Raw genomic sequence first — 25941 nt, forward strand, 5'->3', positions numbered from 1 at the left:
TCATTGCGAGCGAAGCGAAGCAATCTCCAGTTCACAGCCTTGCGCAAAGCCGATAGCAGGAGATTGCCGCGTCGCTTCGCTCCTCGCAATGACGGAGACTTACAGCGCCCCTTCGAGCCAGCCTTTGAGCGCGCTCTTCGGCGCCGCGCCGACCTTGGTGTCGGCGATCTCGCCATTCTTGAACAGGATCATCGTCGGAATGCCGCGCACGCCATATTTGGCGGGGGCGTCGGGATGGTCGTCGATGTTGAGCTTGGCGATCACCACCTTGCCGTCGAGTTCGTCCGAAATTTCTTCGAGCGCGGGACCGATCATCTTGCACGGGCCGCACCATTCGGCCCAGAAATCGACGAGCACGGGGGTGTCGCTGTCGAGGACGTCGGCCTGAAAGCTGGCGTCGGTAATTGCCTTGGTACCCATATCGAAACTCCTGAATCGCTGTTGCACCCTAGCTAGGGCGTCGATGCGGCGCGCTCAAGGGCCGAACCCGGCAAATTCGCCTTGGTCGTCGCCAAGCCCGGCTTGTGCGCGTCGAGCAGCGCATCGTCGAGGCCCAGAAGCCGCGGCGCGGCGGTGTAGAGCAGCACCGCCTTCACCCCTCGCCCCGGAAAAATGACGCGCAGCGCATCGCGATATGCCGCCATCTGCCGCAGATAGGCGGGCGCCACGTCGTCGGCGGCGGCGGGCACATGCTGTCCGGTCTTGAAGTCGATCACCGTGACTGCCGCATCGGTAACGAGCAGGCGATCGACAATCCCCGCGACGACGGCGCCGCCATCGACAACGGCCGACAGCGGCACTTCGGCGAGGCTTCCGGGGCCGAAGATCGCCGCATGCGCCGGGTCGTCGAGAATGTGCAGCACCTCGTCGGCCATCGCCGCGCGTTCACTGGCTCCCATGTCGGGCGCCTGCGCCTCCAGCCAGCGCAGCGCGGCGGCGCGGCGACGCCCGGGAGCTACCGGGGGCAGACGCTCGAACAGCGCGTGCAGCAAGATCCCGCGCTCGGCCGCCGCCGAACGTCCCGCGCCCTGCGGCGGTGCGGCGACATCGTCGTCGCCCAGCGCCGACGGCGCGAGCGGGCGCGGCGGGCGCGCTTCCTCGGGCGCCGGCTGGTGCGCCCAGCCGGGGATGGCGAGCGGCGGCGGCGTGGCTTTGGCGGCCTTGGTCTTGCGCGCCCATTTCCCGGCGTGAACGCGGTGGACGCGGCGCTGCCCCCATGCGCCCCCCGCATCCTCCCACGCGCAGCCCATCGCCTCCAGCGTGCGGTCGGCGGCGCTGTGCCAGCTCGCCTCGGGAACCGAACCGTCGGGCTTTTTCGTGACCCCGGCGACGACCAATATTTCCTCGGCACGCGTCATCGCGACATAGAAGAGCCGCCAATGCTCCTGCGACGCGGCGAGCGCGGCGTCGTTATAGGCGGCGGCAAGCCTGCCGTGCCGCTCGTCGGTCGGCAGCGCAAAGACCGGAAGCTTCTCCCACCCCGCGACATCGACCGTGAACGGACGATGGCCGATGGCGGCATCGTCGGTCGCATCGGCGAGGATGACGATGGGTGCCTGCAGCCCCTTCGACCCGTGCACCGTCATCACGCGCACCACGTCGCTTCGCGCCTCGGTCTGGCGCTTGATGTCGGCCTTGCTCGCCTCGACCGCCGACAGAAAGCCGAGCAGCGACATGGTCTCGCGCGCCTCGAAGGCAAGCGCCTGGTTCAGCAGCTCGTCGATCGGGTCGCGCGCCTCGCGTCCCAGCCGTGCATAAAGCTTACGCCGCCCGTCGATCGGCCCCGACAGCAAGGTTTCAAGGAAGCGGAAAGGCGTCGTGAAGTCGGCCATGCCGAGAAGCTGGCGGAGCGCCGCCATCGTCGCCCGGGGCAGCGCGTCTTCGGTCGCGCGCAGATGCTCCCAGATCGCCGCGCGTCCGCGCTTGTGGGTGCGCGCGTAAAGCTCGTCATGCGTCCAGCCGATGAGCGGCGAGACGAGGAGCGACGCAAGGTTGAGGTCGTCGAGCGGCTGCACGGCGAAACGCATCGCCGCCAGCAGATCCTGCACCGCGAGCGGCTGGACGAGCGCAAAGCGGTCGACGCCCGCGACCGGCACGTGCAGCGCCTGCAGCCGCGCGACGATCCGCGCGGCAAGATCGCGCCGCCGCCGCACGAGGATCATGATATCGCCCGGCGCGACCGGCCGGCCGTCCTTGCCATGCGCTATCCAGCCCTGCACCTCGTCGGCGATCGCATGGGCAAGGCGCATCGATGCGGGATCGCGCGCCGGGGCGCTGCCGTCGCCGCTGCCATCGTCGGCTTCGTCTGCCGCGCCATCGAGCGCGCGACCGACGGGCAGCGGCGCCCACAGCTCGACCTGCCCCGCCTGCGCTTCGCGAAAAGGGAGGTGCGGCGGCTCGGCGCCATCGAGGCCCATTGCCGTCGTTCCGCCGTCGGCGAGCCAGCGGTCGACGACGTCGAGCACCGCCGGGGTCGAGCGATAATTGGATTCGAGGTCGACATTCTGGAACGCCTGCCCCGCGCGCTCGCCGAGCGCGCGAAACAGGTCGCGCGCGGTGGAGAAGGCGGCGGGGTCGGTGCCCTGGAAACCAAAGATCGCCTGTTTGCGGTCGCCGACGGTGAACAGCGTGCGCAGCCGCTCGGCATCGTCGCCGTGCACCGCGAAAAACTCCTCGGCGAGCGACAGCACGATGCCCCACTGGCGCATATTCGTATCCTGCGCCTCGTCGACAAGGATGTGGTCGGTGCGCTGGTCGAGCTTGAAGCGCACCCATTCGCCGAAATTGCTGACGCGGAGCAGCGTTCCGGCAAGGGTTATCAGATCGTCGAAATCGGCGAGCCCGCGCTCGCGTTTCGCCAGCGCATAGCTTTCGGCAAAGCGGCTTCCGAGCAGCCACGCCGCCGCAAGATCGTCGGCGACGCGCATCGCGGTCGCGGTTGCGCTCAGTTGCTGCGCCGCCTCGACAATCCGCACCGCGCTGTCGACGCAGTCGGTCATCCGCCCCTTGTCGCCGCCGAAATCGGCGCGCAGCTCGCCCTTGCCGGTCAGGAAGCAGCCGACAAGCTCGCCGAGCATCGCCGCGCGACCCACTGCGTCGGCGACGAGCCACCCGACCATCACGTCGGAGCAGGCGAGTCCGGTCTTGGTCCCCCAGGCCGCGCCGCTCGCGGCGACCGCCTTGATATCGGCGTCGGCAATCGCCCCGCGCCCGAGTTCACCGACCAGCCAGGCATCGGGGTCGCCCCCCGGCAGATCGAACGCCGCGCGCAGGTCGCGCGCCGTCGGCACGAGCTGCGCCCGCGGCCCGCCGAATGCGGCCGCACAGCGCGACAGGAAGGACAGCGCCGCCTCTTGCCCCAGCCGCCGCGCAAGCATCGCCGCGGCGGCGCGCAGCCGCCCGGCCTCGTCGCCCGCCGCCTCGATCAGCGCGCCGAGCACCTGTCGCTGGAGCCGCGCCGCCTCATCCTCCTCGATCGGGCGGAAACCGGGGAGCAGCTTTGCCTCGAGCGGGAAGCTCGCGAGCAAGGTCTGGCAAAAACTGTGGATCGTCTGCACGCGGATCGCACCGCCGGGGCTGTCGATCACCGTCGCAAAGAGCGCGCGGGCGCGATCGATCAGGCCGGGGCGTTGCCAGTCGAGCCCGAGCGCGTGCAGGTCGAGCCGCAGCTCGGCATCGTCCATCCGTACCCAGGTGGCGAGCCGTTCGTGGATGCGGTGCGCCATTTCGGCCGCCCCCGCCTTGGTGAAGGTGATGCACAGCACCGCGTCGGGCGCGACGCCGTTAAGCAGCAGCCGCAGCACACGTGCCGACAGCACCTGCGTCTTGCCCGTCCCCGCCGACGCGCCGAGCCACACATGATGCGCGGGGTCGGCGGCCATCGCCTGCCGCGCGTGCAAGATGGCGAGACCGCCCGGCTTTGCCATCACGCGTCCCTCCCGCGCCCGAACCATTCGTCGCGGCGCGCGAGCTGGTCGAAATCGCCGAATCCCGCCGCCTCGCCCGGCGCAAAGGGCGCGTCGCCGGCCAGATATTGCGCAGCGAATTCGGCCAGCGCCTCGGCGGCATGGTCGATCGCGGCCGCGGCGCTCGGCAAGTCGTTACGCGGGCCATAGGTCGTCGCGATGCGCCCCGCCCCGCCCGCCTTCCGGTCGGGGCGCAGGCTCCAATATTCGAGCGCGGCGACATCGGCCGCTTGCATATCCTTGAACCCGCCGCGCTGCGCGATCAGGCCGAGCAGGCCGAGCTGGTTGTCGAGCTTGTCGGACGCCGCCTTCGCGCTGGGCGCACCCCCGCTCTTGTAATCGACGATGGCGAGCCTTCCTTCGCCGTCGCGGTCGATGCGGTCGGCCTTGCCGTGAAGCGTGATGCCGTCGATGGCGATCTCACCCTTGCACTCGACCGCGACGGGGCGGCGTTCGGCAGCGCCCAGGACCTGCGCCGCCGCCCAGCGCAGCGCAGGCTCGATGCGCGGCAGCCAGAAAGCGCGCGCGAGCGCGTCGAACGCCGGGTCGCGGCGCAAGGCTTCGAGTTCGGCCTCGAACCCCTCTGCCGTCGCGCCGCCGCGGACCCAATCCTCGAACAGCTTGTGCACGCGCGTGCCGCGCCAGCGCGGATCGGGCGACGCGCTGAGCGGGTCGAGCGCCGACAGGCCGAGCATCGCCTGCGCGTAAAAGGCAAAGGGATCGCGCGCGAGGCGGTCGACCGCCGTAACGCTGATCCGGCGCGGCCGCTCGGCGACGGGGGGGGCAGGCTGCGGCCGTGCAGCGGGGGTCGAGGGACCGCACGGCAGGTCGAGTTCGGCGGCGAGGCGCGTGAGCGGAACCCCGCCGGGCGCAGGTTCGGGCAGGTCGCCCGCGAGCGCGACGAGCCGCAGCCAGAAACGCGACGCGACCGCCGGGTCGCCGCCGCTACGCTCGGCGCGCGTTATCACCACCCGGCGCGCGGCAAGCGCGCTGGCAAAATCATGCGCCGCCATCCCCTGCTGCCGTTCGGGCGCAGGAAGGCCGAGCAGGCGGCGAATTCCGGGCGCAAGCCACGGGTCGGGCTGCGTCGCGGCAGGCCAGCGTCCTTCGTCGAGCCCGCCAAGGATCATCAGGTCGGCCCGCTGGAGCCGCGCCTCGAGCAACCCCCAGATGAAAAGACGCGGATGGCCGCCATAGGGCGGGCGCACGCTCGCCTGCGCGAGCAGCTGTCCGAGCATCGCGGGGAAATCGGCGGGATCGACCAGCGCCGGACCGGCGCCGCGCGCAAGCCCCCAGTCGTCGAACAGTTTCGCAAGCTCGCGACCGGCAGGACCGCTCCACGCCGCATCGCCCGCAAGCCATTCGAGCGCGCGCTGGAGCGCCGCGAGCAACGCCTCCGGAGGCGCAGGCGCGCGCGCGGCAAAAGGCGCGAGGGCGTCGCCCATCGCCGGCGCCACATCCTGCCACCAGGGCAAAAGCTGAACGGCCAGCCCGTGCCCGCGCGACTTCGCGTCGGACGCACGCTCGGCGGCGCGCGCCGTTACCCCTTCCCAGCCCGGCGTCAGCCCCGGATCGCGCAGCAGCAGGTCGAGCCGCCGCAACTGGTCGAGCCACAAGGTTCGGCCGTCACCCTTGCGAACCAGCGGGTGCCCCAGCAGCGCCAGCAACCGCACCGGGTCGAAGTCCGCCGCAAGCTCTGCGAGCAAGAGCAGCAAGGCACCGGGCGGCGTCCGCGCGAGCGCCTGCCCCGCGCTGTCGTCGACCGCGACGTCCCAGCGGGTCAGCGCCGCCGCGACGCGTTCGGCAAGCGCGCGGTCGGGCGTCACCAGCGCCGCGGTGCGCCCCGGCGTTTCGAGCGCCGCGCGCATCAGCAGCGCGATTCCCTGCGCCTCCTGCCCGTCATCGGCGAAAACCGCGCTTTCGATCCCCGCGGTCGCCACGTTCAGATCACCCGCGCGCTGCCAGCGGTCCGCATGGGCGGCGGGCGCGAAAAGCAAGGAGGCGAGTTCGGCACGCTCGGCCGGTCCGTCGAAGTCCGACGCTGCGTCCCACGCCGTCACCTCGGCGCGCGCAACGCCGATGCGGTCGAGCAGCAGCTTCAGATGATATTGCGGGTGCGTTTCGACGGGCCGCGCCGGATTGTCGGGATCGGGGCGCGTCGGACCGAGGCTGTCCCATTCGGCGGCATCCATCGCCATGTCGAGTCCGGGCAGCACGACCATCCCCCGCTCCAGATCGGCAACGGCACGCAGCAGCCGCGCAATCGCGGGCGCAGCGGTGGTTATCCCCGCCGCGACGACGAAACGCGCAGGCGGCGCCGCGCGCCATGACAGCGCGACGCGGTCGAGCAACCGGTTGCGCCGCTCGGCGCGATCGATGGCGCCGGTCTGCGCGAGCATGGCGGGCCAATGATCGACGAGCAGCCGCAGCCGCGCGAGCGACGCCTGCCAATGTTCGGCATAGGGGCCGAGGTCCAGGTCGACGAGCGCGGCGACCGGCACTTCTTCGTAATGGAGCTGGTCGACGACGCGCGCGAGCCCGTCGGCAAGCTGGAAAGCCGCGGCGCCCGCGATGCGATCCTCGCCCGCGGGCGTATGCCGCTCGATCAGTTCGGCGAGCATCAGCCGCCGCCGCAGCGTATCGATCGCCGGCGGGATCGGCGCGGCATCGTCGATCGTATCGAGCGCGAGCGCGACGCTTTCGTCGAGGTCGGCGTCGCCGATTACCGCAAGCCGGGGCATCAGCAACCCGTCGCCGCCCGCGCGGACGAACGCCGCCTGCACCGCGCTGCGCGCGCGATTGCTGGGGAGCAGGACGATCCCTTCTGCCAGCCCGAGCGCGCCGTCGGCAAAGCGGGCGATCAGCCCTGCGGCAAGCGCGTCGGCAAAGGCCCGGTGGACCGGGATGGTGAAGATGGTCGGCTTGCGGTCAGACGTCACTCAGCGCCGCCTCGGTCGGCGCGATGCTCGCGGGCGTGCCGACGTCGAACCATTGCCCCATGTGCGAAACGCCGAACAGACGCCCCGCCTCGATTGCGCGGTCCCACAAGATGTTGGTTGAAAACGGCCCTTCGGGCGCGCCGTCCAGCAGGCGCGGAGAAATGAGCTGGATGCCGGTATAGACAAAGGGCGCGACCCGTCCCGCCTTGCGCCGCGACAGCCGCCCGTCGGGGTCCATGTGAAAATCGCCGCGTCCGGCGTGCCCCGTCGCGCTCGCCTGCCGGATAAGGAGCAGCAGCGCGTCCATCCGCGTCCCGTCCCAGTGGCGCGCGAGGTGGTGGATGCTGTCCTGCGGACCGTCGGTCCAGATATTGTCGCTGTTGACGATCAGGATCGGGTCGCCCCGCAGCAGCGGCAGCGCTTTGACCATCCCGCCGCCGGTTTCGAGCAGTTGCCCGCGCTCGTCGGACACCGCGATGCTGAAACGACGCTTCTGTTTCGCAAGATGCGCCTCGAGTGCGTCGGCGAGATAATGGACGTTCACGACGACATGGCCGATGCCCGCGGCCTCGATCCGGTCGAGGCTATGGTCGATCAGCGGCTTGCCCGCGACGCGAACCAGCGGCTTGGGGCGCGTCGCGGTCAGCGGCCGCATCCGCTTGCCGAGCCCTGCCGCCATCACCATCGCGCTTTCGATCGTCACCGCCATCGCTCCGTTCACATCCACGCGCCCGCGCGCTTCGCGGCGGGAATATTGGCGTCGAACCATTGCCGCACCGCGACGAGCGCCGGGTGCGCGAGGTCGCGTTCGAGCAGGCCCCACATGCGCGGCTGGAACTGGCGGTATCCCGGCTTGCCGTCGCGCTTCCACAGCCGCACGAAGACGCCAAGGATGCGCGTGTTGCGCTGCGCTGCCAATGCCCAATAGGCAGCGCGAAACGCCTCGCCCTGCCCCGTCGCGGCGATATAGCGGTCGATCATCGCCGCCTCCACCGCCGGGGACACGTCGCGCCGCGCATCCTCGAGCACCGAGGCAAGGTCATAGGCGGGATGACCGACACGCGCGTCCTGAAAGTCGAGCAGGCCATAATGCGCCAGCCCGTCCTTGCCCGCGACGAGCATGATATTCTCGGCATGGAAATCGCGCAGCACGGTGACGCACGGCAGCGCGTCGCGTTCGACCGGCCCCAGCACTTCGGCCCATGCGGCGCGAAAGGCGTCGCGATCGACCTCGATCTCGAGCGCCGGGCAATACCAGTCGGTGAACAGCATCACCTCGTCGAGCCACTCGTCGAGCCCGTGGACGGGCAACCCCGCCATCGGCGGCTGCGCATGGAGGTGGACGAGCAGGTCGGTGACGCCGGCATAATGCTCGGCCTCGGCCTGCGGCTGCGCGTCGAGCGTCTCGCGCAGGCGGACGTCGCCGAAATCGTCGATGAGCAGCAATCCCTTGTCGAGGTCGCGCGCAAGGATCGTCGGCGCGGTCAGGCCGCACGCGCCCAGCCATTCGGCGACCGCAACGAAGGGCCGCGGGTCCTCGTGCGGCGGCGGGGCGTCCATCAGGACCGCGCACCGCTCGGGCGCGACGATGCGGAAGTAACGGCGGAAAGAGGCATCGCCCGCGAGCGGCAAAATCTGGGCATCGGGCCAGCCATGCGCGGCAAGGAAGGCCGGAGCATGGGCGGGCGGAATCATCGGAGCGGCCATCGCGCTTCCCAAGCGGGCGGCACCTTCGCTGTCAAGACGCGCCGCTCGCCGCTCCCCGAAATCTCCAGCCACAGCGTGCCGGGCCAGCCGCCATCGCCCAGTCGCTCGGGCCATTCGATCAGCAGCGCGCCGTCATGACGGTAATCGTCGAGGCCCAGTTCGACCAGTTCGCTCGCGTCCTCGATGCGGTAAAGGTCGATATGCGCGATCGGCAGGTCGACCTCGGGCGGCGCATAGGGCTGCACGATGGCGAAGGTCGGGCTCGGCGCCTCTCCCGCGAGGCCGCGCGCCTTCAGCATCGCGCGCGCCAGCGTCGTCTTGCCCGCGCCGAGGTCGCCCGAAAGCGCGACGACATCGCCCGCGCGCAGCGCCGCGCCGATCGCCGCGCCGACGCGCTCGGCCTCGTCCAGTTCATAATCCCGGCGAAAGCTCGTCATCCGCGGCGCGGCAGGCTGATGCGGACCATCGTTCCCTGCCCCTTTTCGGTGATGACCTCCATCGCGCCGCCGTGCGCGTCGACAAGCTGGCGCGCGAGCGCGAGGCCGATGCCGCCGGTCGCGGTGCCCGCCTGCGTCCCCCTGGTGATCGCGCCGACCGCGTCGGGAAGGCCGGGTCCATTGTCGGAAACGATGATGTCGACGCCGCGCTCGTCGCCGTCCGCATGGAGCAATACGCGCCCGCCCTCGCGCCGCTCGGGCGCGGTGTAGCGGATCGCATTGTCGAGCAGCCCGGCCACCAGCCGCGACAGCCGCGGCGCATCGCCCTCGATCGTCCCGAGCGCGTCGGACAGATTGCCGACCAGTTCGATCTGCTCGGCGTCGGCCAGGGGCCGCGCACTCGCGAGGGCTTTGTCGAGCAGCGCGGGCAGGTCGACCGTCGCGCGCTCGACCACCAACGTCCCTGCCTCGCCCTGCGCGAGGTCGAGCACATTGTCGATATGCCGGCTCAGCACCTCGACCGAGTCCATGATCGCCGCGATATATTCCTGCTGCTGCTCGGACAGCTTGCCCGCATAGCCCGCCTGCAACATCTCGCCGAACCCGCCGATCGAGGTCAGCGGCGTGCGCAATTCATAGCTCATGCGCGACAGAAAGGCCGTCTTGACCTCGTCGGCGACGACGAGCGCCTCGTTCCGCTCGCGCAGCGCGCTTTCCATGCGGCGGCTGTCGGTGACGTCGAGCATGATGAGCAGCGCATTGCCGTCGGGAAGCGGGATCGAGGCAAAATCGAAATGATGCCCGTCGGCGAAACGGATGTCGCCGCGGCGTTGCGTGCGTTCGAGCGTCGCGGCACGGATGACTTCCTGCACCACGCTGACCTGGTTCGGCTTGGCGAGCCGGTCGGCAAGCTCGCCCATCAGCGTGTCGACGCGCGGGTGCGCGGCGAGCGTGCCCTCGTCGATGCCCCACAGGCGCCGGAAACGCTGGTTCCACAGATGCAGCCGACCATCGGGCGCAAAGACCGCAATCGCCTCGAACAGATTGTCGAAGGTCGCGGTGCGCACGCGGAGCAGCGTGTCGCGCGTCGACGCCAGTTGCACCTGCTCGGTCCGGTCCTCGGCGATCAGAAGCAGGCCGCCGTCGGGCGTCGGCTGGGCAACGACGCGCAGGTGGGTGCCGTCGCGCAGCAGCCAGTCCTCCTCGCTCGCCTCGGCGCGCGCGAACCAGTCGACATGCGCCTGACGCCACTCGGGAAAATCGCGCACTTCGGGCGTTCGCCCGATATCGCGCCACACGTCGAGCAGTCGCGCAAAAGGCGGAGCTTCGGCAATCTTGTCGGCTTCGAGCGAAAACAGGCGCCGAAACGGCTGATTGGCGAATATCAGCCCCTGGTCGGGGCCGAACTGCGCCACCGCAGCCGAAAGCCGGTCGAGCAGTTCGCGCTGCGCGTCGGCGAAACGGCGATGCGCGCCGCGCTCGCTTTCGAGTTCCTGAATGTCGATCGCGTAACCGGCAATGCCGATGACATGGCCATCGTTGGGCGACAGCGGAACGTCGACGACGCGCATGATGCGACGTTCGCCTTCGATCGTCACCGGAATCGTTCGCGTCTGCGTGACGCCCGATTCGCGCGCTTCCTCGGCGGTATCGGTCGCGCTGACGCCGGCGACGGATTCGCACAGCTCGACCCCCTCGTCGATCACTGCATTGGCGCTCGTCGCCTCGACCGCGCGAACATAGGCGCGGTTGACGAGCGCGAGGCGCAGCTCGGTATCGCGGAACCACATGGGGAAAGGCGCCGCCTCGATCAGCCCCGAGAGCGCCTCGAACGCCGCGAGCGCTTCGTCGCGCTCGCCGCGCGCCCGCGCGAGCGCCTGCTCCCCGTCGGTCGCGTCGCTCAGCCACAACAGCACGCTGCCCGGCCCCGCAACGCTCTGCGGCGCGGCGGCGCCATGCACGACGATCGTGCGCGTTCCGCCCAGCGGCCTGAGGCTCAGCGTAAAGGGCCGCGCGCCGCGCTGCGCGCCGATGATCGCCTGCCGCAGCGCTTCATGCCCTTCGGCGTCGAGCCCGGCATCCTGTCCGCGCAGCTCGTCGAAGCTGCGTGGCCCCGGACCAAGACCCAGCCAGCGCCCCAGGCGGTCGCTTGCCTCGATCCGCCAGTCGGACCGGACGACGACGGGCAGATAGGGCGACGCTTCCAGCAATCCCGCAAGCCGTCCGGTCTGCCCGGCGACAAAGGCCGAGCGGCGCTGCATCGCCACCCCGCGGCCGACCGCCCACAGGCCGGCGAGCAACCAGAAAGCCGCAAAAATGCCCAGCGCAAATACTGCGCCCGTCGACAGCGTCATCGGCGGCGGACCACAGGCGGAAAAAGGGTGAGGGACGGGCGAAGGGCCATGGCTTCGCCCTATCGACTGTGCCGCGGCGTTTCAATCACCTGGCGCCGTCCCGATGGCCGGACACGACCACCAAATAATCGTCACACAAGTGCGGCAAATTTGCCACATGCGGCGCGAAAGGCCGGAAAAGGGCGCGCTTTTGGTTGACTTGGTTGGTTGGCTTTGAAACCTTCTTAATCCTGACAAGTCATAAGGTCTGCAAAGGGCCATCTGACAAGGCATTTTCAGGGGAAAATGCCGTTGGGCTATAAACCGGGGAAAAAATATGAAATATAACAATGGCTTGGCGCCACTTCAGCGCCGCAATCTTGGCTTGGCCAGCCTGTCGGCAATGGCCGTCATCCTGGCGACGCCGACCTATGCCCAGGACACGGCGGCAACGGAGACGAGCGAAGAGGAAGCCGCCGCGAGCGAACCCGCCATCGTCGTCACCGGATCGCGCCTCAGCCGCGTCACGCCATTCAACAGCCCCGACCCGATTTCGGTGATCGATCCCGAAATCGCGTCGAAGGAAGGCAAGTTCGATCTCGCCTCGACGCTGCAAAGCTCGCCGGTTGCGGCGGGCTCGACGCAGATCACCTCGGCGATTTCGTCGAACTTCGTCACCAACGGCGGCCCCGGCGCGCAGACCATCGATCTTCGCGGCCTCGGCGCGAACCGCACGCTCGTATTGCTCAATGGACGCCGTGCCGGCCCTGCCGGGACAAGGGGCGCGGTGTCGTCGTTCGACCTCAACGTCCTGCCCCAATCGATTGCACAGAGTGTGCAAATATTGAAGACTGGCGCGTCGTCGGTCTATGGTTCCGACGCGGTTGCGGGTGTGGTCAACATCATCACCAAAACCGATACCGATGGCGTCGAACTCAGTGGCAATGTGTCGATTCCGTTTGACGGGGGCGGCGAAGAATATCGGTTGAGCGCCATCTGGGGCAAGACCTTCAGCCGCGGCCATTTCCTGGTGGCCGCCGACTACACAAAGAAACGCGAACTGGCGCGCGGCGACCGCAGCTATCTCGCCTGCCCCGAAGCCTATACGTTCCGCGAAGATGGCAGCCGCGCTGATCTGATCGATCCGCGCACCGGCCAGTTCAAGTGCGAGGATCTTCGCTGGGGCCATGTGTGGACCTATGACCTCATCGGCAACATGGCGCTTGATGGACCCGGCGGCCCGAACACGGGCATCGACACGGCCAGGTTTGGCGGCGTCAATCTTATTCAGTTCCAGTACCCTGGCGAAACACTGGGCATTCCCACATACGGTGCTCCGGCATTTCCAGGCGACATCGGCGTTCCTGCAGGTTGGTTCCCGACGGGATATGACACCGCGTCGCTTGCCGTGCAGAATGCTTACCATCCATTTGTCGAAGAACAGACCATCATTCCGGAAACCAGCCTGATAACCGCCTATGCCGAAGGTGCATTCGAAGTGAGCGAGTCGGTCGAATTGTTCGGCGAGTTCCTCTTCAATCGCCGCAAGACATATCAGAACGGCTGGCGCCAGTTCTGGAACTTCGGTTACACCGGCGACCTTTATGGCACCGGAACGATTTACAATGTCTGGGCGCCGGGCTGGGAGGGCGTGAACCTCGTCAGTCCCACCGGCATTACAAATCACGCCGACAGTAGCCAGAAGGTCGATTATTATCGCGGTGTCGGTGGCCTGCGGGGAGATTTCGGCAGCGATAGCAAATGGCGCTGGGAGGCCTATGGCCAATATAGCAAGAGTGTCGGCCGCTATCGCACCGAGCAAATCCTGCAGGACGTATACGACGTCGGGATCGATCAGGGACTTTATTTTGGCGGTTCGTGCGTCGGCACAGTGCTCCCGGTTTCGGGCAAGCAGTGCATCGACCTCCCGTGGATGGATCCCTATTTCCTGCGCGGAGAGCTGACGCCCGAGCAGACTGATTTCCTCTTTTCTTGGGAAGAGGGCAAGACCGTCTATACCCAGCTAACCGGCGAGGCGACGGTCAACGGCGACTTGATCGAATTGCCCGCCGGACCATTGCAGGTGGGGCTTGGCGTCACCGTAAGGCGCGACCGTATCAACGACGTACCCGGTGAAATTACGCTCGCCGCCAATGCCTGGGGTGCCTCGGCTTCGGGCATTACCGCCGGCAAAAGCATCACCAAGGAAGCTTTCGGCGAAATCAACGTTCCCGTTTTTGCCGACAAGCCTTTCTTCAAGGATCTGTCCCTGTCGGGCGCGGCGCGCATCACCAGTGTAAAGGCAACGCGCGCATCGGATGGCGTGTCGGACAGCGACAACGGCAACTGGACCTACAAGTTGGGCGCCAACTGGGCGCTAAACGACATCATCCGGTTCCGGGCAAGCTACGGCACATCATTCCGGGCGCCTGCATTGTTCGAACAGTTTTTGGCGAACGAAACAAGCTTCCCGAATGCGCGGAACATCGATCCGTGCGTCAACTGGCAACAGGGGCTCACCGACGGCTCGACGACGCAGCGCGTCGCCGACAATTGCGCCGCTGACGGGATCCCGGGCACCTATGTCGGCGGCAACATTACAGCCACGGCCTTTTCGCAGGGCGGTCTCGGGCAACTCGAAGCCGAAACCTCGAAAGCTTTGGTCTTGGGCGGGGTTTTGTCGCCCAAATTCGCCTTCCTTCCGGACACAACGTTCAACGTCGCAGTCGATTACTTCAATATCCGCGTGAAAGGCGAAATCACGCAGCTCGGGGCAAACAATATCTTGTTCGGCTGCTATGACTCCGACGATTTCGCGAATGAGCCGCTCTGCAACCTGTTCACACGTGGACAGACTGCCGACCCGCTTGCGGTCAATGAAGTTTACGACCAGTTCGTCAATATCGCGAGCCAGAAGAACAGCGGTGTCGACGTTCAAGTCAATGTGCGCCATGATCTCGGGCGTGCGGGTCGGCTGAACTTCACCGCCGACATGACGTGGCAAGTTAAGGACGACTTCAGGTTGCTTCCCAACTCGCCGCTCCAGTCCGACAACGGCGAAGCAGGGTCGCCCCAATGGGTCGGTGACTTCAGGCTCAACTGGACCAAAGGCGGAACGTCGCTCTTCTACGGCATGAACGTCATTGGCGGCACGTCGGATGTCGCAGATTTCCTTGCCCGCAATGGCGACGATCCCTGCATCGATTCGGCGACGCGCGGTCGCTATTGCCCACTGCTGACGACCAAGGCGACCTTCTATCACAATGCCTCGATCACGCAGGAAATCGGCGATGGCCGTTTCGAAATCACGGCTGGCGTGAGCAACATCTTCAACACGCGTCCGCCGCGTGTTTCGGTGCTCAATGGTGGTCAGATCACGATGCTCGGCCCCGTCGTCTCGGCCTCGCAATATCCCTTCGTGGGGCGGCGCGCATTTCTGAACGTCCGCGCACGTTACTGACCCGATTGCACGGGACAAGGCGGGGGCGGCATGACAACATGCCGCCCCTTGCCCGTTTTCGAAACCCGCACAATGGAGCAGATATCGCCAATGCCGCGCATCCTGGTAAAAGCCGACACGCTCGACACCGAAGCCGAACGGTTCGATCTCGCGCCATTGGCGCAGCCGGTATTTCTGAACAGTGTGCCCAAGAGCGGCAGCCATCTGTTGCGCAACATCCTGCGCATGTTCGTGCCTGTTCAGCAGCAATATCGCGCCGACTTCATCCAATGGGCCAATCTGCAACAGCATCGAGCGGCGTTCGATCCCGCCGCCCCCAGGTTGAGTTGGGGACATTTGTTCTTCGCCGACGCTTCGGCAATCGAGACCGCGCCCGCGCGCCGCATCCTCCTTTATCGCGATCCCTATGATTGGGTGATCGCGCGAGCACGATTTTTCGCCTCGGAGCAGTTTTCGGGCAATATGGATTTCCTGAAATCGAAAGCACTCTCCATCGACGAGTTGCTGACGATGATGATCTTTGGCTTGCCGGGCAAAGCCCCGTCGCTCAACGACATTTACGAAATGAACGCCGCTGCTTGGCTCGGCGCTCGCGTCCATATCGTACGCTTTGAAGATCTGGCCACCCATGTCGCGGATCTCGACAACGGCGGGGCCGAAGACTTTTTCGGCGCGCTGCTCGACGCCTGCGGCATCGCCCGCCCCGACGACTGGCGCGATCGCGTGCGTATCGGCTCGGACCGGCGACAAAGTGCGACCGCGCGTGAGAATCTGACCGGCGTCGAGCACGACTTCCCGAGCCAATTGCCCCGTCGGCACAAGGCGCTGGTCGATTATCACGCGCCCGGACTGCGTGCGTTGCTCGGTTATGACTGATTGAAGCGCCGATGACTGGCAACGGCACCGTCACCCTTTATCCCATGCTCGGCAAAGCACGCGAACTTGCAGACGCGGGGCGGTTCGAGGAGGCAGCGCAGGCGGCCATGGCGCATCTTCGGCGCTATCGCGACGATCCGGCGGGCATGGCGCTGCTCGGCGAAATTGCTATGCACCTCGGCGCGCTGATGCAGGCCGAACATTTCATCCGCCGCGCCCTCGCCGCCGATCCGGCCGAGCGCGCAATGCGGGGACAGTTGGCGTCGGTGCTCAGCCAGCAGGAACGGCTCGACGAAGCGGCCCGCCTCTATGCCGATCTGCGGCGCGAGCACGATGAGTCCATACTCGCGGGCATGCACGCCAACGTCCTCGAACGGCTCGGGAGGTCAGAGGAAGCGCGCGCGCTCATCGAGCCGCTCGCCAAAGAGACGAGTGACCGGCCGCACTACTGGATTTCCTACGGCCATAATTTGCGCGCCGCGGGCCGCGTCGACGATGCCGTCGCCGCCTACCGCAAGGCGATCGAACTCGACGAAGAGTGCGGCGAGGCCTGGTGGGGGCTTGCAAGCATCAAACGGCGCGTCTTTGCCGACGCCGATCTCGACGCCATGCGCCGCGCCATCGCCATCGCCATCGACGTGCGCAACAGCGCGCCGCTGCATTTCGCACTCGCACGCGCGCTTCACGACCGCGGCGACCATGCGGCGGCGTTCGAGCATTATGCCGAAGGCAACCGCCAGCGCGCCGAAGACATTGGCTATGACGCAAGCGAGCTGACCGGCGAGATTGCCGAGATCGAAAAGCTCGCCGACGCACCGTTCCTCGCTTCGCTCGACCAGCCGCCGGTCGGCGACGCCACGCCGATCTTCATCGTCAGCCTGCCGCGATCGGGATCGACGTTGCTCGAACAGATGCTCGGCAGCCATCCGGCGATCGAGCCGGTCGGCGAGCTTCCCTACGCGCCCGCCATCCTGCGCAGTGTGATGGAATTGGCAACGCGCCGCGGCCGCGTCACCGTTCCGCAACTGATCGCCGGGTTGCAGCCCGAACAGGCCGCCGCGATGGGCGCCGACTATCTGGCGCGCGCCGCGCTCCACCGCCGCACCGACGCGCCCTTCTTCATCGACAAGCTTCCGCACAATTGGAGCAACATCCTCTTCCTCCGCCGCATCCTGCCGCAGGCAAAGTTCCTCGACATCCGCCGCCCGGCGATGGATTGCTGCTTTTCCAACTTCACGCAGAGCTTCTCGCGCGCCCATGCTGCTTCGTTCCGGCTCGAGGACATCGGGCAATGCTATGTCGATTATGTGCGGCTGATGGCGCACCTCGACCGCGTTGCGCCGGGCATGGTGCATCACATCGACTATGCCGCGCTCGTCGACGATCCCGAGCCGCAACTGCGCGCCACGCTTGCCCACCTCGGGCTCGACTGGGATGCCGCGATCCTCGAATTCCACAAGCTCGATCGCGTCGTCCGCACGCCATCGAGCGAACAGGTACGCCGCCCGCTCAACCGCGACGGGATGGAGGTGTGGCGCCCCTATGCCGAATGGCTTGGCCCCCTGCGCGACGTACTGGGTCCGCTCGCGGACTAGGGCTGCTTCGGGGTGGGGGAGCGGACGTAAGAAGCGGGCGGCCACTAAAGCTGCCACATCCTGTTAGGGGGCTTTCAAAGAAGCCAACGCTTCCGCACTGACCATCATCTGTTGATCAAAATCGCGACTATGCCCATCGCGAAAAAAGCCAGGCCAATCCAAATGGTTCCGACCGTATAGTAGGCCAGAAGCGAAAATATCATCAGCATTACAATCTTAAAAGGGTTTGGAATTGAACGAATCTTCATAGCGTAGTCCTCACCCAAAATCGCAGCCCGCCCCCGCAGCGTTGCGGGCAGGGATATGCGGTCGGCGCTCGCTTTCGAAGCATTAAAGATAATGCCAGCGTCTCCTATTGGCCGCTACCAGACCTTCGTCATCCCGGACTTGATCCGGGATCCATGACTTCGGCGCTGCCATGGATCCCGGATCAAGTCCGGGATGACGAACCGATTATAGGCAGCAATTGGTGCAAGCTGCCCCAATCCTCCCGGCCGCGCAGCGATGGGGAGGTTGCAGTCGCGCCGCGGCTGACGGAGGGGCCGAGCGCGCAAGCGCTCGCTGACGCTCGCGGCCCCTCCAAATGAAAACGGCGCCGGAATCCCGGCGCCGCTTCCTTCCGATCGGCTTTGCCGATCAATAGCGATAATGGTCGGGCTTGAACGGCCCTTCGACCGGCACGCCGATATAGTCGGCCTGCTTCTGCGTCAGCTTTGACAGGTGGACGCCCAGCTTTTCCAGATGCAGCGCGGCGACTTTTTCGTCGAGGTGCTTGGGCAGGACATAGACGTCGTTCTTGTACTGCTCGCTGCGCGTCCAGAGTTCGATCTGCGCGAGCGTCTGGTTGGTGAAGCTTGCCGACATCACGAAGCTCGGGTGGCCGGTCGCGTTGCCGAGGTTCACGAGGCGGCCCTTCGAGAGGATGATGATCTGCTTGCCGTCGGGAAATTCGACCAGGTCGACCTGCGGCTTGACCTCGGTCCATTTGTAGTTGGCGAGCGCCGCGATCTGGATCTCGCTGTCGAAGTGGCCGATGTTGCACACGATCGCCATATTCTTCATCGCCGCCATATGTTCGGCGGTGATGACGTCGGCGTTGCCCGTCGCGGTGACGAAGATGTCCGAGCGCTTGACGGCTTCGTCCATCGAGACGACCTCGAACCCTTCCATCGCCGCCTGCAGCGCGCAGATCGGGTCGATTTCGGTGACGAGCACGCGCGCGCCGCCGTTGCGGAGCGACTGGGCCGAGCCCTTGCCGACGTCGCCGAAGCCCGCGACGGTCGCGACCTTGCCCGCGAGCATCACGTCGGTGCCGCGGCGGATCGCGTCGACGAGCGATTCCTTGCAGCCATAAAGATTGTCGAACTTCGACTTGGTCACGCTGTCGTTGACGTTGATCGCGGGGAAAGGCAGCTCGCCCTTCTTGGCGATGTGATAGAGGCGGTGGACGCCGGTCGTCGTTTCTTCCGACACGCCCTTGATCGCCTTGACCGTCTTGGTGAGATAGCCGGGCTTCGCCGCGATGAACGCCTTCAGCGCGCGCTGCATCTCGACCTCTTCCTCATTCTCGGGCGCGGGCATGGTTTCGCCGGCCTCGAGCTTGGCGCCCCACAGCGCAAACATCGTCGCGTCGCCGCCGTCGTCGAGGATCAGGTTGCAGGTCTGGCCGTCATTGTCGCTTTCCCAGTCGAAGATGCGGCCGACATAGTCCCAATAATCGGCGAGGCTTTCGCCCTTCACCGCGAACACGGGAACGCCCGACGCGGCGATTGCGGCAGCGGCATGGTCCTGCGTCGAAAAGATGTTGCACGTCGCCCAGCGAACTTCGGCGCCGAGCGCGGTCAGCGTCTCGATCAGCACCGCGGTCTGGATCGTCATGTGCAGCGACCCGGTGATGCGCGCGCCCTTCAGCGGCTTCGACGCGCCATATTCTTCGCGCAGCGCCATCAGCCCCGGCATCTCGGTTTCGGCAATGTTGATTTCCTTGCGCCCGAAATCGGCAAGCCCGATGTCGGCAATCACATAATCACGGGTATCGGCGGCAAGAGTGGCCACGATGTTTCTCCAGTCTGGCAAGTTCGACCGCAGGCGAGCGGTCCCGAATGCTCGAAGCAATTATGCCCGGCGCCCTAACCGAAACGGCGCGGCCAATCAAATATAAACTTTTCTTTATATCGCAAATGCGGCGCGCCCCGCCGTTCGCGATGCGGGCAAAATGCCCCGGCAAACCGCGCGCCTTTGCCGTGGCTCCAGCGGCTCCCTGAACGCGATTCGTTGACCGCGAGCCGAACCGGCGCGGCAAATAAATTTTGGAGCGGCGCAATTGTGACAAGCGCGACCCCGGAATTGTGACACGGAGTCGCAAAAGCCAAGATTCTGATTATCTTGACTTATAATGCGCCATGCGATGAGCATAATTTCCTAATGTGACAGACATGTTACATATGCCCGGAAATATTGACTTTTTCACGGTCACGCGAGAAAATCGCATAAAGTTTTCGGGGAGATACCTAAGATGAAAAAAATTCTGCTTCCGCTTGTCGTCCTGGCCTTCGCGACCCCTGCCGCCGCGCAATCGATCGTTGTCGTAACGGCCCCGCAGGCTGATTCGCATGTGTTGCCGGTGGCCTATGCGGAGCTGAAAGCGGGCGACAATCAGGCCGCGGTCGCCAAGCTGACGAGCGACACCACGCTCGACGCGCGCGACCCGTCGCGCCTCATCAACCTTGGCACCGCCTATGCCCGGCTGGGTCGCACCGCCGATGCGGCCGCATCCTATGAAGCGGCCGCCGCCAGCCCGATCCGCTACGATGTCGAGCTGGCCGACGGCCGCTATGTCGACTCACGCTGGGCGGCGCGCACCGCGCGCGCCAACCTCGATCGGGGTCAGCCGCTGCTCGCGCTCGCGCGCTGATCCGATATCGTCGTCCCGGCGAAAAACGAAGCTATGCTTCGCCGCCTTCGGTGGCAAGCAGGCGGGCGTCCACTCCCGCTTCGGCGAACGCCGCCTGCCAGCGCCTGGCGGGCGGCGTTTCGAATAGCAGGGTGTCGCTGCCCGGTGTGACATGCCAGCCGTGGCGCACCATCTCGCCCTCCAGCTGCCCCGGCGACCAGCCCGCATAGCCGAGCGCGACGAGCCACTGCGACGGTCCGTGCCCGTCGCCGATCGCGCGCAATATGTCGTGCGAGCTCGACACCATCCAGCGGTCCGAAACCTGCACCGCACCCTCGCCGCCCCAATCGCGGCTGTGCAGGACGAAACCGCGCGAGGGCTCGACCGGCCCGCCGAGGAAAACCGGCTGATCGAGCGGGTCGTCATGGTCGATTTCGAGTTGGTCGAGCACCGCGCCGACGGTCATGCCGCCGATCGGGTCGGCGATGCCGATCCCCATCGCCCCTTCCTCGTCATGGCTGATCATCGCAATCACCGAATGCTCGAAGCGGGGATCGCCAATACCGGGCAGCGCGAGCAGCAGCTGGCCGGTGAACCAGGTCGGGTCCGTCTCCATCGCGCCATCATGAACCCGCGTGCGCGGCAGGTCCAGCCTCTTTGACGTCGGCGCCCGTCTCGCCGGCCCAGCCGCGCCGCCGATTGCGGAAATTCCCGCCAGGGGGGTTCCCGACCGCTTGACTTGACACCGCCCCGCCCCAATGTCTGCCGCGATCCAACCCCCTCAACGAAAGGATGCCGACATGACGATCCAGACCGGAGACACTTTGCCCGACGCCAAGCTGGTCAAGGTGACCGAAAATGGTCCCGAACAGGTGAGCAGCAGCGATTATTTCAAGGGCCGCAAGGTGGCGCTTTTCTCGGTGCCCGGCGCGTTCACGCCGACCTGCTCGGCCAAGCATCTTCCCGGCTTTGTCGACAAGGCCGCCGAACTCAAGGCCAAGGGCGTCGATGAAATCGTCTGCACCGCGGTGAACGACGCCTTCGTCATGGGCGCGTGGGGCAAGAGCGCCGGCGCCGGCGACAGCGTCACGATGCTCGCCGACGGCAATGGCGACTTCGCCGAAGCGGTCGGGCTGACGATGGACGGCAAGGCGTTCGGCATGGGCAAGCGCGGCCAGCGCTTCTCGATGATCGTCAACGACGGCGTCGTCGAACAGCTCAACGTCGAGGCACCGGGCGAATTCAAGGTTTCGAGCGCCGACCATATGCTCGAACAGCTCTGAGATCGGGGGGGCGGCGCCCGATGGTGCCGCCCTCTTCCCTTTTGTCATAATTTCGTGCAACAGCGTCGCGATGACGACCTCATCGCCAACTTCCGAAATCGCTGATCCCGCCGCGCTTGTCGACGCGGTCATCGACGAACTCAAAAGCCGCTTCCAGTCTTCCGTATCCGCGCTGAAATCGGCGATTGCCGACTATGTTCGCGACCGCACGCTGCCGCCCGCCGACGCGGCATCGGCGGGGCTGTTCGACTATCCCGCGCTCCGTATCGTCACCACCGGCGAGTTTCGCAAGGGCCAGGGCGGCCACAATTTCGCCTTCGGTCATTTCGAGCGCGCGGGCGAATTCGTCACCACCGTCACCCGCCCCGATTTGTTCGAGGATTATCTGCGCGAGCAATTGCTGCTGCTCGTCCGCCACTATGAGGTGACGCTGGAGGTCACGCGGACGGGACAACAGATCCCCTTCCCCTATGTGCTCGACGCGAGCGACGGTTCGGACATGGGGAGCGTCACGCCGCTCGAGCTTGCGCGCCATTTTCCGACGACCGAACTCGCCGACATCGGCGACGAGCTTGCCGACGGGCTGTTCGGCCTCGATCCGACCGCGGCGCAGCCGCTCGCGCTGTTCGACGCGCTGCGCACCGATTTCAGCCTCGCGCGCCTGCGCCACTATACCGGCACCGCGCCCGAGCATTTCCAGCGCTATATCCTCTTCACCAACTATCACCGCTATGTCGACGAATTCGTCGTCTGGGCGGGCAAGCAGGTCGGCGAGGGTCGCTACACGGCGCTTGCGGGCGCCGGCGGTCTCTATGTCGACCGGCCCGGCGTCAATGCGAGCGCGCTCGTCGCCGACAGCGCGTGGCGGCGGCACCAGATGCCCGCCTATCACCTGATCGCGCCCGACGGCAGCGGCATCACGCTCGTCAACATCGGGGTCGGCCCGTCGAATGCGAAGACGATCTGCGACCACCTTGCCGTCCTGCGGCCCGAGGCATGGCTGATGATCGGCCATTGCGGCGGCCTGCGCCCCAGCCAGCGGATCGGCGACTATGTGCTCGCGCACGCCTATTTGCGCGACGACCATATCCTCGACAGCGTGCTGCCGCCCGAAATCCCGATCCCGCCGATCGCCGAAGTGCAACAGGCGCTCGCCGGCGCGGCCGAGGCGGTGTCGGGGACGAGCGGCGCCGACCTCAAGAAACGGATGCGCACCGGCACCGTCGTCACCACCGACGACCGCAATTGGGAGCTGCGCTTCACCGACTCGGCGCTGCGCTTTTCGCAGTCGCGCGCGATCGGGATCGACATGGAATCGGCGACGATCGCCGCGCAGGGCTATCGCTTCCGCGTGCCTTATGGGACGCTGCTCTGCGTCAGCGACAAGCCGCTGCACGGCGAGCTCAAGCTGCCCGGACAGGCGAACCGCTTCTACGAAGAGGCGATCGCCGCGCACCTGCAAATCGGCATTCGGACCTGCGAGATATTGCACGACGAGGGCGCGAAGCTGCACAGCCGCAAATTGCGCGCGTTCAACGAGCCGCCGTTCCGTTAAATCGGGCCGCCGCGCGGGCTGGCCCGCGCCGCGCGCGCCTCAATCATACATGCCCGCGCGCAGGTTGATGCCATATTCGAGCCACGCCTTCAGCGCGCACAGCATCTGCGCCCAGCCCTGGCAATTGCCATAGCTGGCGCCGAGCGCGGCCTGGTTCTCGCGCCAGCCTTCCTCGGCGATCTCGACCAGCGTGCGGCCGTCGTCGAGGCTCTTGAAACTCATCGTCACGCGCGTCCGGTAATCGGCATCCGTCAGTTCGCCGCCCTCGAGATTGGGGGCTTCGCCTTCGCCCGCCTGCCATTCGAGCACGATCCTTTCGTCCTTCACCACTTCGATCACCCAAACCGGGAAGGCGCCGGGGTAATCGTGAAAAGCCCACGACACGGTCGCGCCCGGCTCCAACCGCCCCTGCGCGCCGCCGGTCGTGAAATATTCCGAAAGCTGCGCGGGATCGGCCACCGCCTCGAACACTTCGTGCACCGGCTTCGCGATCCGCGCCGCGACCCTGAATTTGAGTTCCATCGCCAATCTCCGCTTGAGTCGGCGCCAATTATGTTATATTTTTATAACATGTCAATCCACGACGATTATGACCGCGTGTTCAAGGCGCTGGCCCATGCGGTGCGGCGACAGATTCTGGACGATCTGAAAGACCAGCCGCTCACGACGGGAACGCTCTGCGACCATTTCCCCGAAATCGACCGCTGCACGGTGATGCAGCATCTGAGGGTGCTGGAAGATGCCGGGCTGGTGATCGCCGAACGCCGCGGGCGCGAACGCTGGAACCACCTCGACGCGATGCCGATCCAGGACATCCACGACCGCTGGATCGGCCCCCACGCCGCCGCCGCAGCCGACGGACTCGCGCGGCTCAAGCGGCGCGTGGAGGCGGGCTAGCGCAGCGCGACTGCCACCCCATCGCGGCGCGACGGGGAGTTTGGAACAGATTGCACCCATATCTGCCAATAATCAGTTCGTCATCGCGGACTTGATCCGGGATCCATAGCAGCGCCGAAGTCATGGATCTCGGATCAAGTCCGCGATGACGAAGGTCTGGTAGCGACCGATAGTTGCCGTAAGGAAAAGACAGCCCCTCCCCTTCAGGGGAGGGGCAACGAAGACTTGGCAGCTTGCTGCCTAGTCGGAGTGGGGTGGGGGCCAGCGGCCTTGCGCAAGGCGTCGGACCCCCACCCCAAACCCCTCCCCTGAAGGGGAGGGGCCTTAATCGCGTTGAACGTCCACTCCCCACCCCAAAACCGCCGCTTTCTAATCCCCCATATCCTCCGTCGCCGCCTGCGGTGCCTCCTGCCTGGCCGGCCGTAGCAGCAGCACCAGCGGCACCGCCGCCAGCGTCACCCACATCATCAGCCAGAAATCGTCGATATAGGCGATCATCGCCGCCTGCCGGTTGATCTCGGCATTGACCATCATCATCGCGGCATCGCCGAGCGATCCGAAGCGGTCGGCGGTCGACGGGTCGATCACGCTCGTCGAACCGCTGGTGACATGCGCGGCGAGGTCGGCGTGGCTCGTCTGGATGTTCGCGCCCAACAGCGTCGTCACGACCGATATGCCGACCGACGCGCCCAGGCTGCGGAACAGGTTGAGCAGGCTCGACCCGTCGGTGCGGAAATGCGGCGCGATCGTTGCGAACGCCATGGTGTTGAGCGGGATGAAGATCAGCCCCATGCCCAGCCCCTGCACCAGCCCGCTGACGATGACGGGCCGCATCCCCATGGCGAGCGACCAGTGGCTCATCTGCCACAGCGACAGCGCGGCGATGGCAAGTCCGGCGCCGACCAGCCAGCGCGCATCGACCTTGCCCATCAACTGCCCCGCGATCCCCATGCTGATCAGGATTCCGATCCCGCGCACCGCGAGCGCCAGCCCGGTGTCGATCACCGGCCATCCGAACAGATTCTGGAGCATCGGCGGCAGCAGCGCCATCGACGCGAACATCACGACGCCGATCACGATCATGAATCCCATCGCGGTGACGAGGTTGCGGTCGGCAAGCATCGCGCGGTTGAACAGCGTGTCGCGGCGCGACGTGAACAGGTGGACGCCAAAGATCCACAGGCAGCCGATGGCGACCCCGCATTCGATCCAGATTTCGGCGCTGTCGAACCAGTCCTCGTGCGCGCCGCGGTCGAGCATCAGTTGCAAGGCCGCGAGGCCCAGCGCGAGCATCGAAAATCCGAACAGGTCGAACTTGCGCTCGCGGCGGTGCGTCGCGGGGAGCAGCGCCCACATCATCGCGAGCGTGATCAGGCCGACCGGCAGGTTGACGTAAAAGACCCAGCGCCAATTGGCGCTTTCGGTCAGCCAGCCGCCGAGTATGGGACCCAGAATCGGCCCGATCATGATCCCCATGCCCCAGATCGACATCGCGCGCGCATGGCGTTCGGGGGGATTGATGTCGAGCATCACCGATTGCGACAATGGCGCGATAAAGGCGGCGCTCACGCCCTGCAGAAAGCGAAAGACGACCATCTGTTCGAGCGATTGCGCGGCGCCGCACGCCATCGACGTGACGATGAAGCCCGCGATCGCGGCAAGGAACAGCTCGCGCCGCCCGATGCGGTCGGCAAGCCAGCCGGTGATCGGCATCGCGACCGCCGACGCGAGGATATAGCTGGTGAGCACCCACGTCACCGTCTCGCCCGTCGCGCCGAGCGCCGACTGCATGTGCGGGATCGCGACATTGGCGATTGTCGTGTCGAGGATCTGCATGATCGACGCGCCCATCACCGCGACCGTCAGCAGCCCGCGAAAACGCACGCGCTCGTGCAGCGGCACCTCGTCGCCGGCGGGCAGCGCAGCGGCGGCGGGCCGGCGGGGGAGCGAGCGGCTGGCCATGGCTAGCTAAAGCCCCTCCCCTCCAGGGGAGGGGTTGGG

Annotated in this window: 18 protein-coding genes; 7 read left to right on the forward strand and 11 right to left on the reverse strand. The window is 66.4% G+C overall.

The features are described 5' to 3' along the window. Positions 1-99 precede the first annotated feature (99 nt). Genes trxA through JI743_RS09570 form a run of 7 tightly spaced genes read right to left on the reverse strand, consistent with a single transcriptional unit; the run spans position 100 to position 11402 of the window. A complete protein-coding gene (trxA, locus tag JI743_RS09540) occupies positions 100-420 on the reverse strand; it encodes a thioredoxin TrxA (protein ID WP_201928080.1) in 321 nt (106 codons plus the stop codon). 32 nt (positions 421-452) lie between these two features. Further along, positions 453-3926 carry a double-strand break repair helicase AddA gene (addA, locus tag JI743_RS09545; protein ID WP_201928081.1) on the reverse strand — a complete coding sequence of 1158 codons (3474 nt, stop codon included), beginning with the start codon at positions 3924-3926 and terminating at the stop codon, positions 453-455. Further along, positions 3926-6904, reverse strand: a complete 2979-nt coding sequence (gene addB / locus JI743_RS09550) for a double-strand break repair protein AddB (protein WP_201928082.1) — start codon at positions 6902-6904, stop codon at positions 3926-3928. Before addB ends, addA begins: the two co-directional genes overlap by 1 nt. Further along, positions 6894-7613 carry a nucleotidyltransferase family protein gene (locus tag JI743_RS09555; protein WP_201928734.1) on the reverse strand — a complete coding sequence of 240 codons (720 nt, stop codon included), beginning with the start codon at positions 7611-7613 and terminating at the stop codon, positions 6894-6896. Before JI743_RS09555 ends, addB begins: the two co-directional genes overlap by 11 nt. 8 nt (positions 7614-7621) lie before the next feature. Further along, positions 7622-8599 carry an aminoglycoside phosphotransferase family protein gene (locus JI743_RS09560; RefSeq protein ID WP_201928735.1) on the reverse strand — a complete coding sequence of 326 codons (978 nt, stop codon included), beginning with the start codon at positions 8597-8599 and terminating at the stop codon, positions 7622-7624. Continuing rightward, the gene (gene tsaE, locus JI743_RS09565) at positions 8596-9048 is read right to left on the reverse strand and encodes a tRNA (adenosine(37)-N6)-threonylcarbamoyltransferase complex ATPase subunit type 1 TsaE (RefSeq protein WP_201928083.1); all 453 of its coding nucleotides are present in this window, start codon (positions 9046-9048) and stop codon (positions 8596-8598) included. The genes JI743_RS09560 and tsaE overlap by 4 nt, the downstream gene beginning before the upstream one ends. Continuing rightward, complete coding sequence (locus tag JI743_RS09570; RefSeq protein ID WP_201928084.1) at positions 9045-11402, reverse strand: sensor histidine kinase; 2358 nt, start codon at positions 11400-11402, stop codon at positions 9045-9047. The genes tsaE and JI743_RS09570 overlap by 4 nt, the downstream gene beginning before the upstream one ends. Positions 11403-11718: 316 nt before the next feature. Between JI743_RS09570 and JI743_RS09575 the strand changes: the two genes are divergently transcribed. From JI743_RS09575 to JI743_RS09585, 3 genes are all read left to right on the forward strand, one after another. Then, positions 11719-14841 carry a TonB-dependent receptor domain-containing protein gene (locus tag JI743_RS09575; protein WP_201928085.1) on the forward strand — a complete coding sequence of 1041 codons (3123 nt, stop codon included), beginning with the start codon at positions 11719-11721 and terminating at the stop codon, positions 14839-14841. A 90-nt stretch (positions 14842-14931) separates the two neighbouring features. After that, complete coding sequence (locus tag JI743_RS09580; RefSeq protein WP_201928086.1) at positions 14932-15717, forward strand: sulfotransferase family protein; 786 nt, start codon at positions 14932-14934, stop codon at positions 15715-15717. 11 nt (positions 15718-15728) lie between these two features. After that, positions 15729-17312: a tetratricopeptide repeat-containing sulfotransferase family protein gene (locus tag JI743_RS09585; protein ID WP_201928087.1), complete on the forward strand. Its 1584-nt coding sequence runs from the start codon at positions 15729-15731 to the stop codon at positions 17310-17312. A 636-nt stretch (positions 17313-17948) separates the two neighbouring features. Here JI743_RS09585 and ahcY read toward each other — a convergent pair. Continuing rightward, a complete protein-coding gene (gene ahcY / locus JI743_RS09590) occupies positions 17949-19367 on the reverse strand; it encodes an adenosylhomocysteinase (protein WP_201928088.1) in 1419 nt (472 codons plus the stop codon). Positions 19368-19827: 460 nt separating this feature from the next. Here ahcY and JI743_RS09595 point away from each other — a divergent pair, with 460 nt between their 5' ends. Beyond that, complete coding sequence (locus tag JI743_RS09595; RefSeq protein ID WP_201928089.1) at positions 19828-20226, forward strand: hypothetical protein; 399 nt, start codon at positions 19828-19830, stop codon at positions 20224-20226. 31 nt (positions 20227-20257) lie between these two features. On the opposite strand, the gene JI743_RS09600 is transcribed toward JI743_RS09595, so the two are convergent. Then, the gene (locus JI743_RS09600) at positions 20258-20821 is read right to left on the reverse strand and encodes a YqgE/AlgH family protein (RefSeq protein WP_201928090.1); all 564 of its coding nucleotides are present in this window, start codon (positions 20819-20821) and stop codon (positions 20258-20260) included. 184 nt (positions 20822-21005) lie between these two features. Here JI743_RS09600 and JI743_RS09605 point away from each other — a divergent pair, with 184 nt between their 5' ends. Together JI743_RS09605 and JI743_RS09610 are read left to right on the forward strand one after the other, a co-directional pair. Then, the gene (locus JI743_RS09605) at positions 21006-21488 is read left to right on the forward strand and encodes a peroxiredoxin (RefSeq protein ID WP_201928091.1); all 483 of its coding nucleotides are present in this window, start codon (positions 21006-21008) and stop codon (positions 21486-21488) included. A gap of 70 nt (positions 21489-21558) precedes the next feature. Continuing rightward, positions 21559-23043: an AMP nucleosidase gene (locus JI743_RS09610; RefSeq protein WP_201928092.1), complete on the forward strand. Its 1485-nt coding sequence runs from the start codon at positions 21559-21561 to the stop codon at positions 23041-23043. 39 nt (positions 23044-23082) lie between these two features. Here JI743_RS09610 and JI743_RS09615 read toward each other — a convergent pair whose 3' ends face one another. Next, positions 23083-23565 (reverse strand): SRPBCC family protein, encoded by a 483-nt coding sequence (locus JI743_RS09615; RefSeq protein WP_201928093.1) that lies wholly within the window; start codon positions 23563-23565, stop codon positions 23083-23085. Between the two features lie 48 nt (positions 23566-23613). Here JI743_RS09615 and JI743_RS09620 point away from each other — a divergent pair, with 48 nt between their 5' ends. After that, positions 23614-23940 (forward strand): ArsR/SmtB family transcription factor, encoded by a 327-nt coding sequence (locus JI743_RS09620; protein ID WP_201928094.1) that lies wholly within the window; start codon positions 23614-23616, stop codon positions 23938-23940. Between the two features lie 369 nt (positions 23941-24309). Here JI743_RS09620 and JI743_RS09625 read toward each other — a convergent pair whose 3' ends face one another. Beyond that, complete coding sequence (locus tag JI743_RS09625; protein ID WP_201928095.1) at positions 24310-25902, reverse strand: MDR family MFS transporter; 1593 nt, start codon at positions 25900-25902, stop codon at positions 24310-24312. Between the last annotated feature and the right edge of the window lie 39 nt (positions 25903-25941).

It is taken from the genome of Sphingopyxis jiangsuensis (genome assembly GCF_016734905.1).
In the GTDB taxonomy this organism is placed as follows: domain Bacteria; phylum Pseudomonadota; class Alphaproteobacteria; order Sphingomonadales; family Sphingomonadaceae; genus Sphingopyxis; species Sphingopyxis jiangsuensis.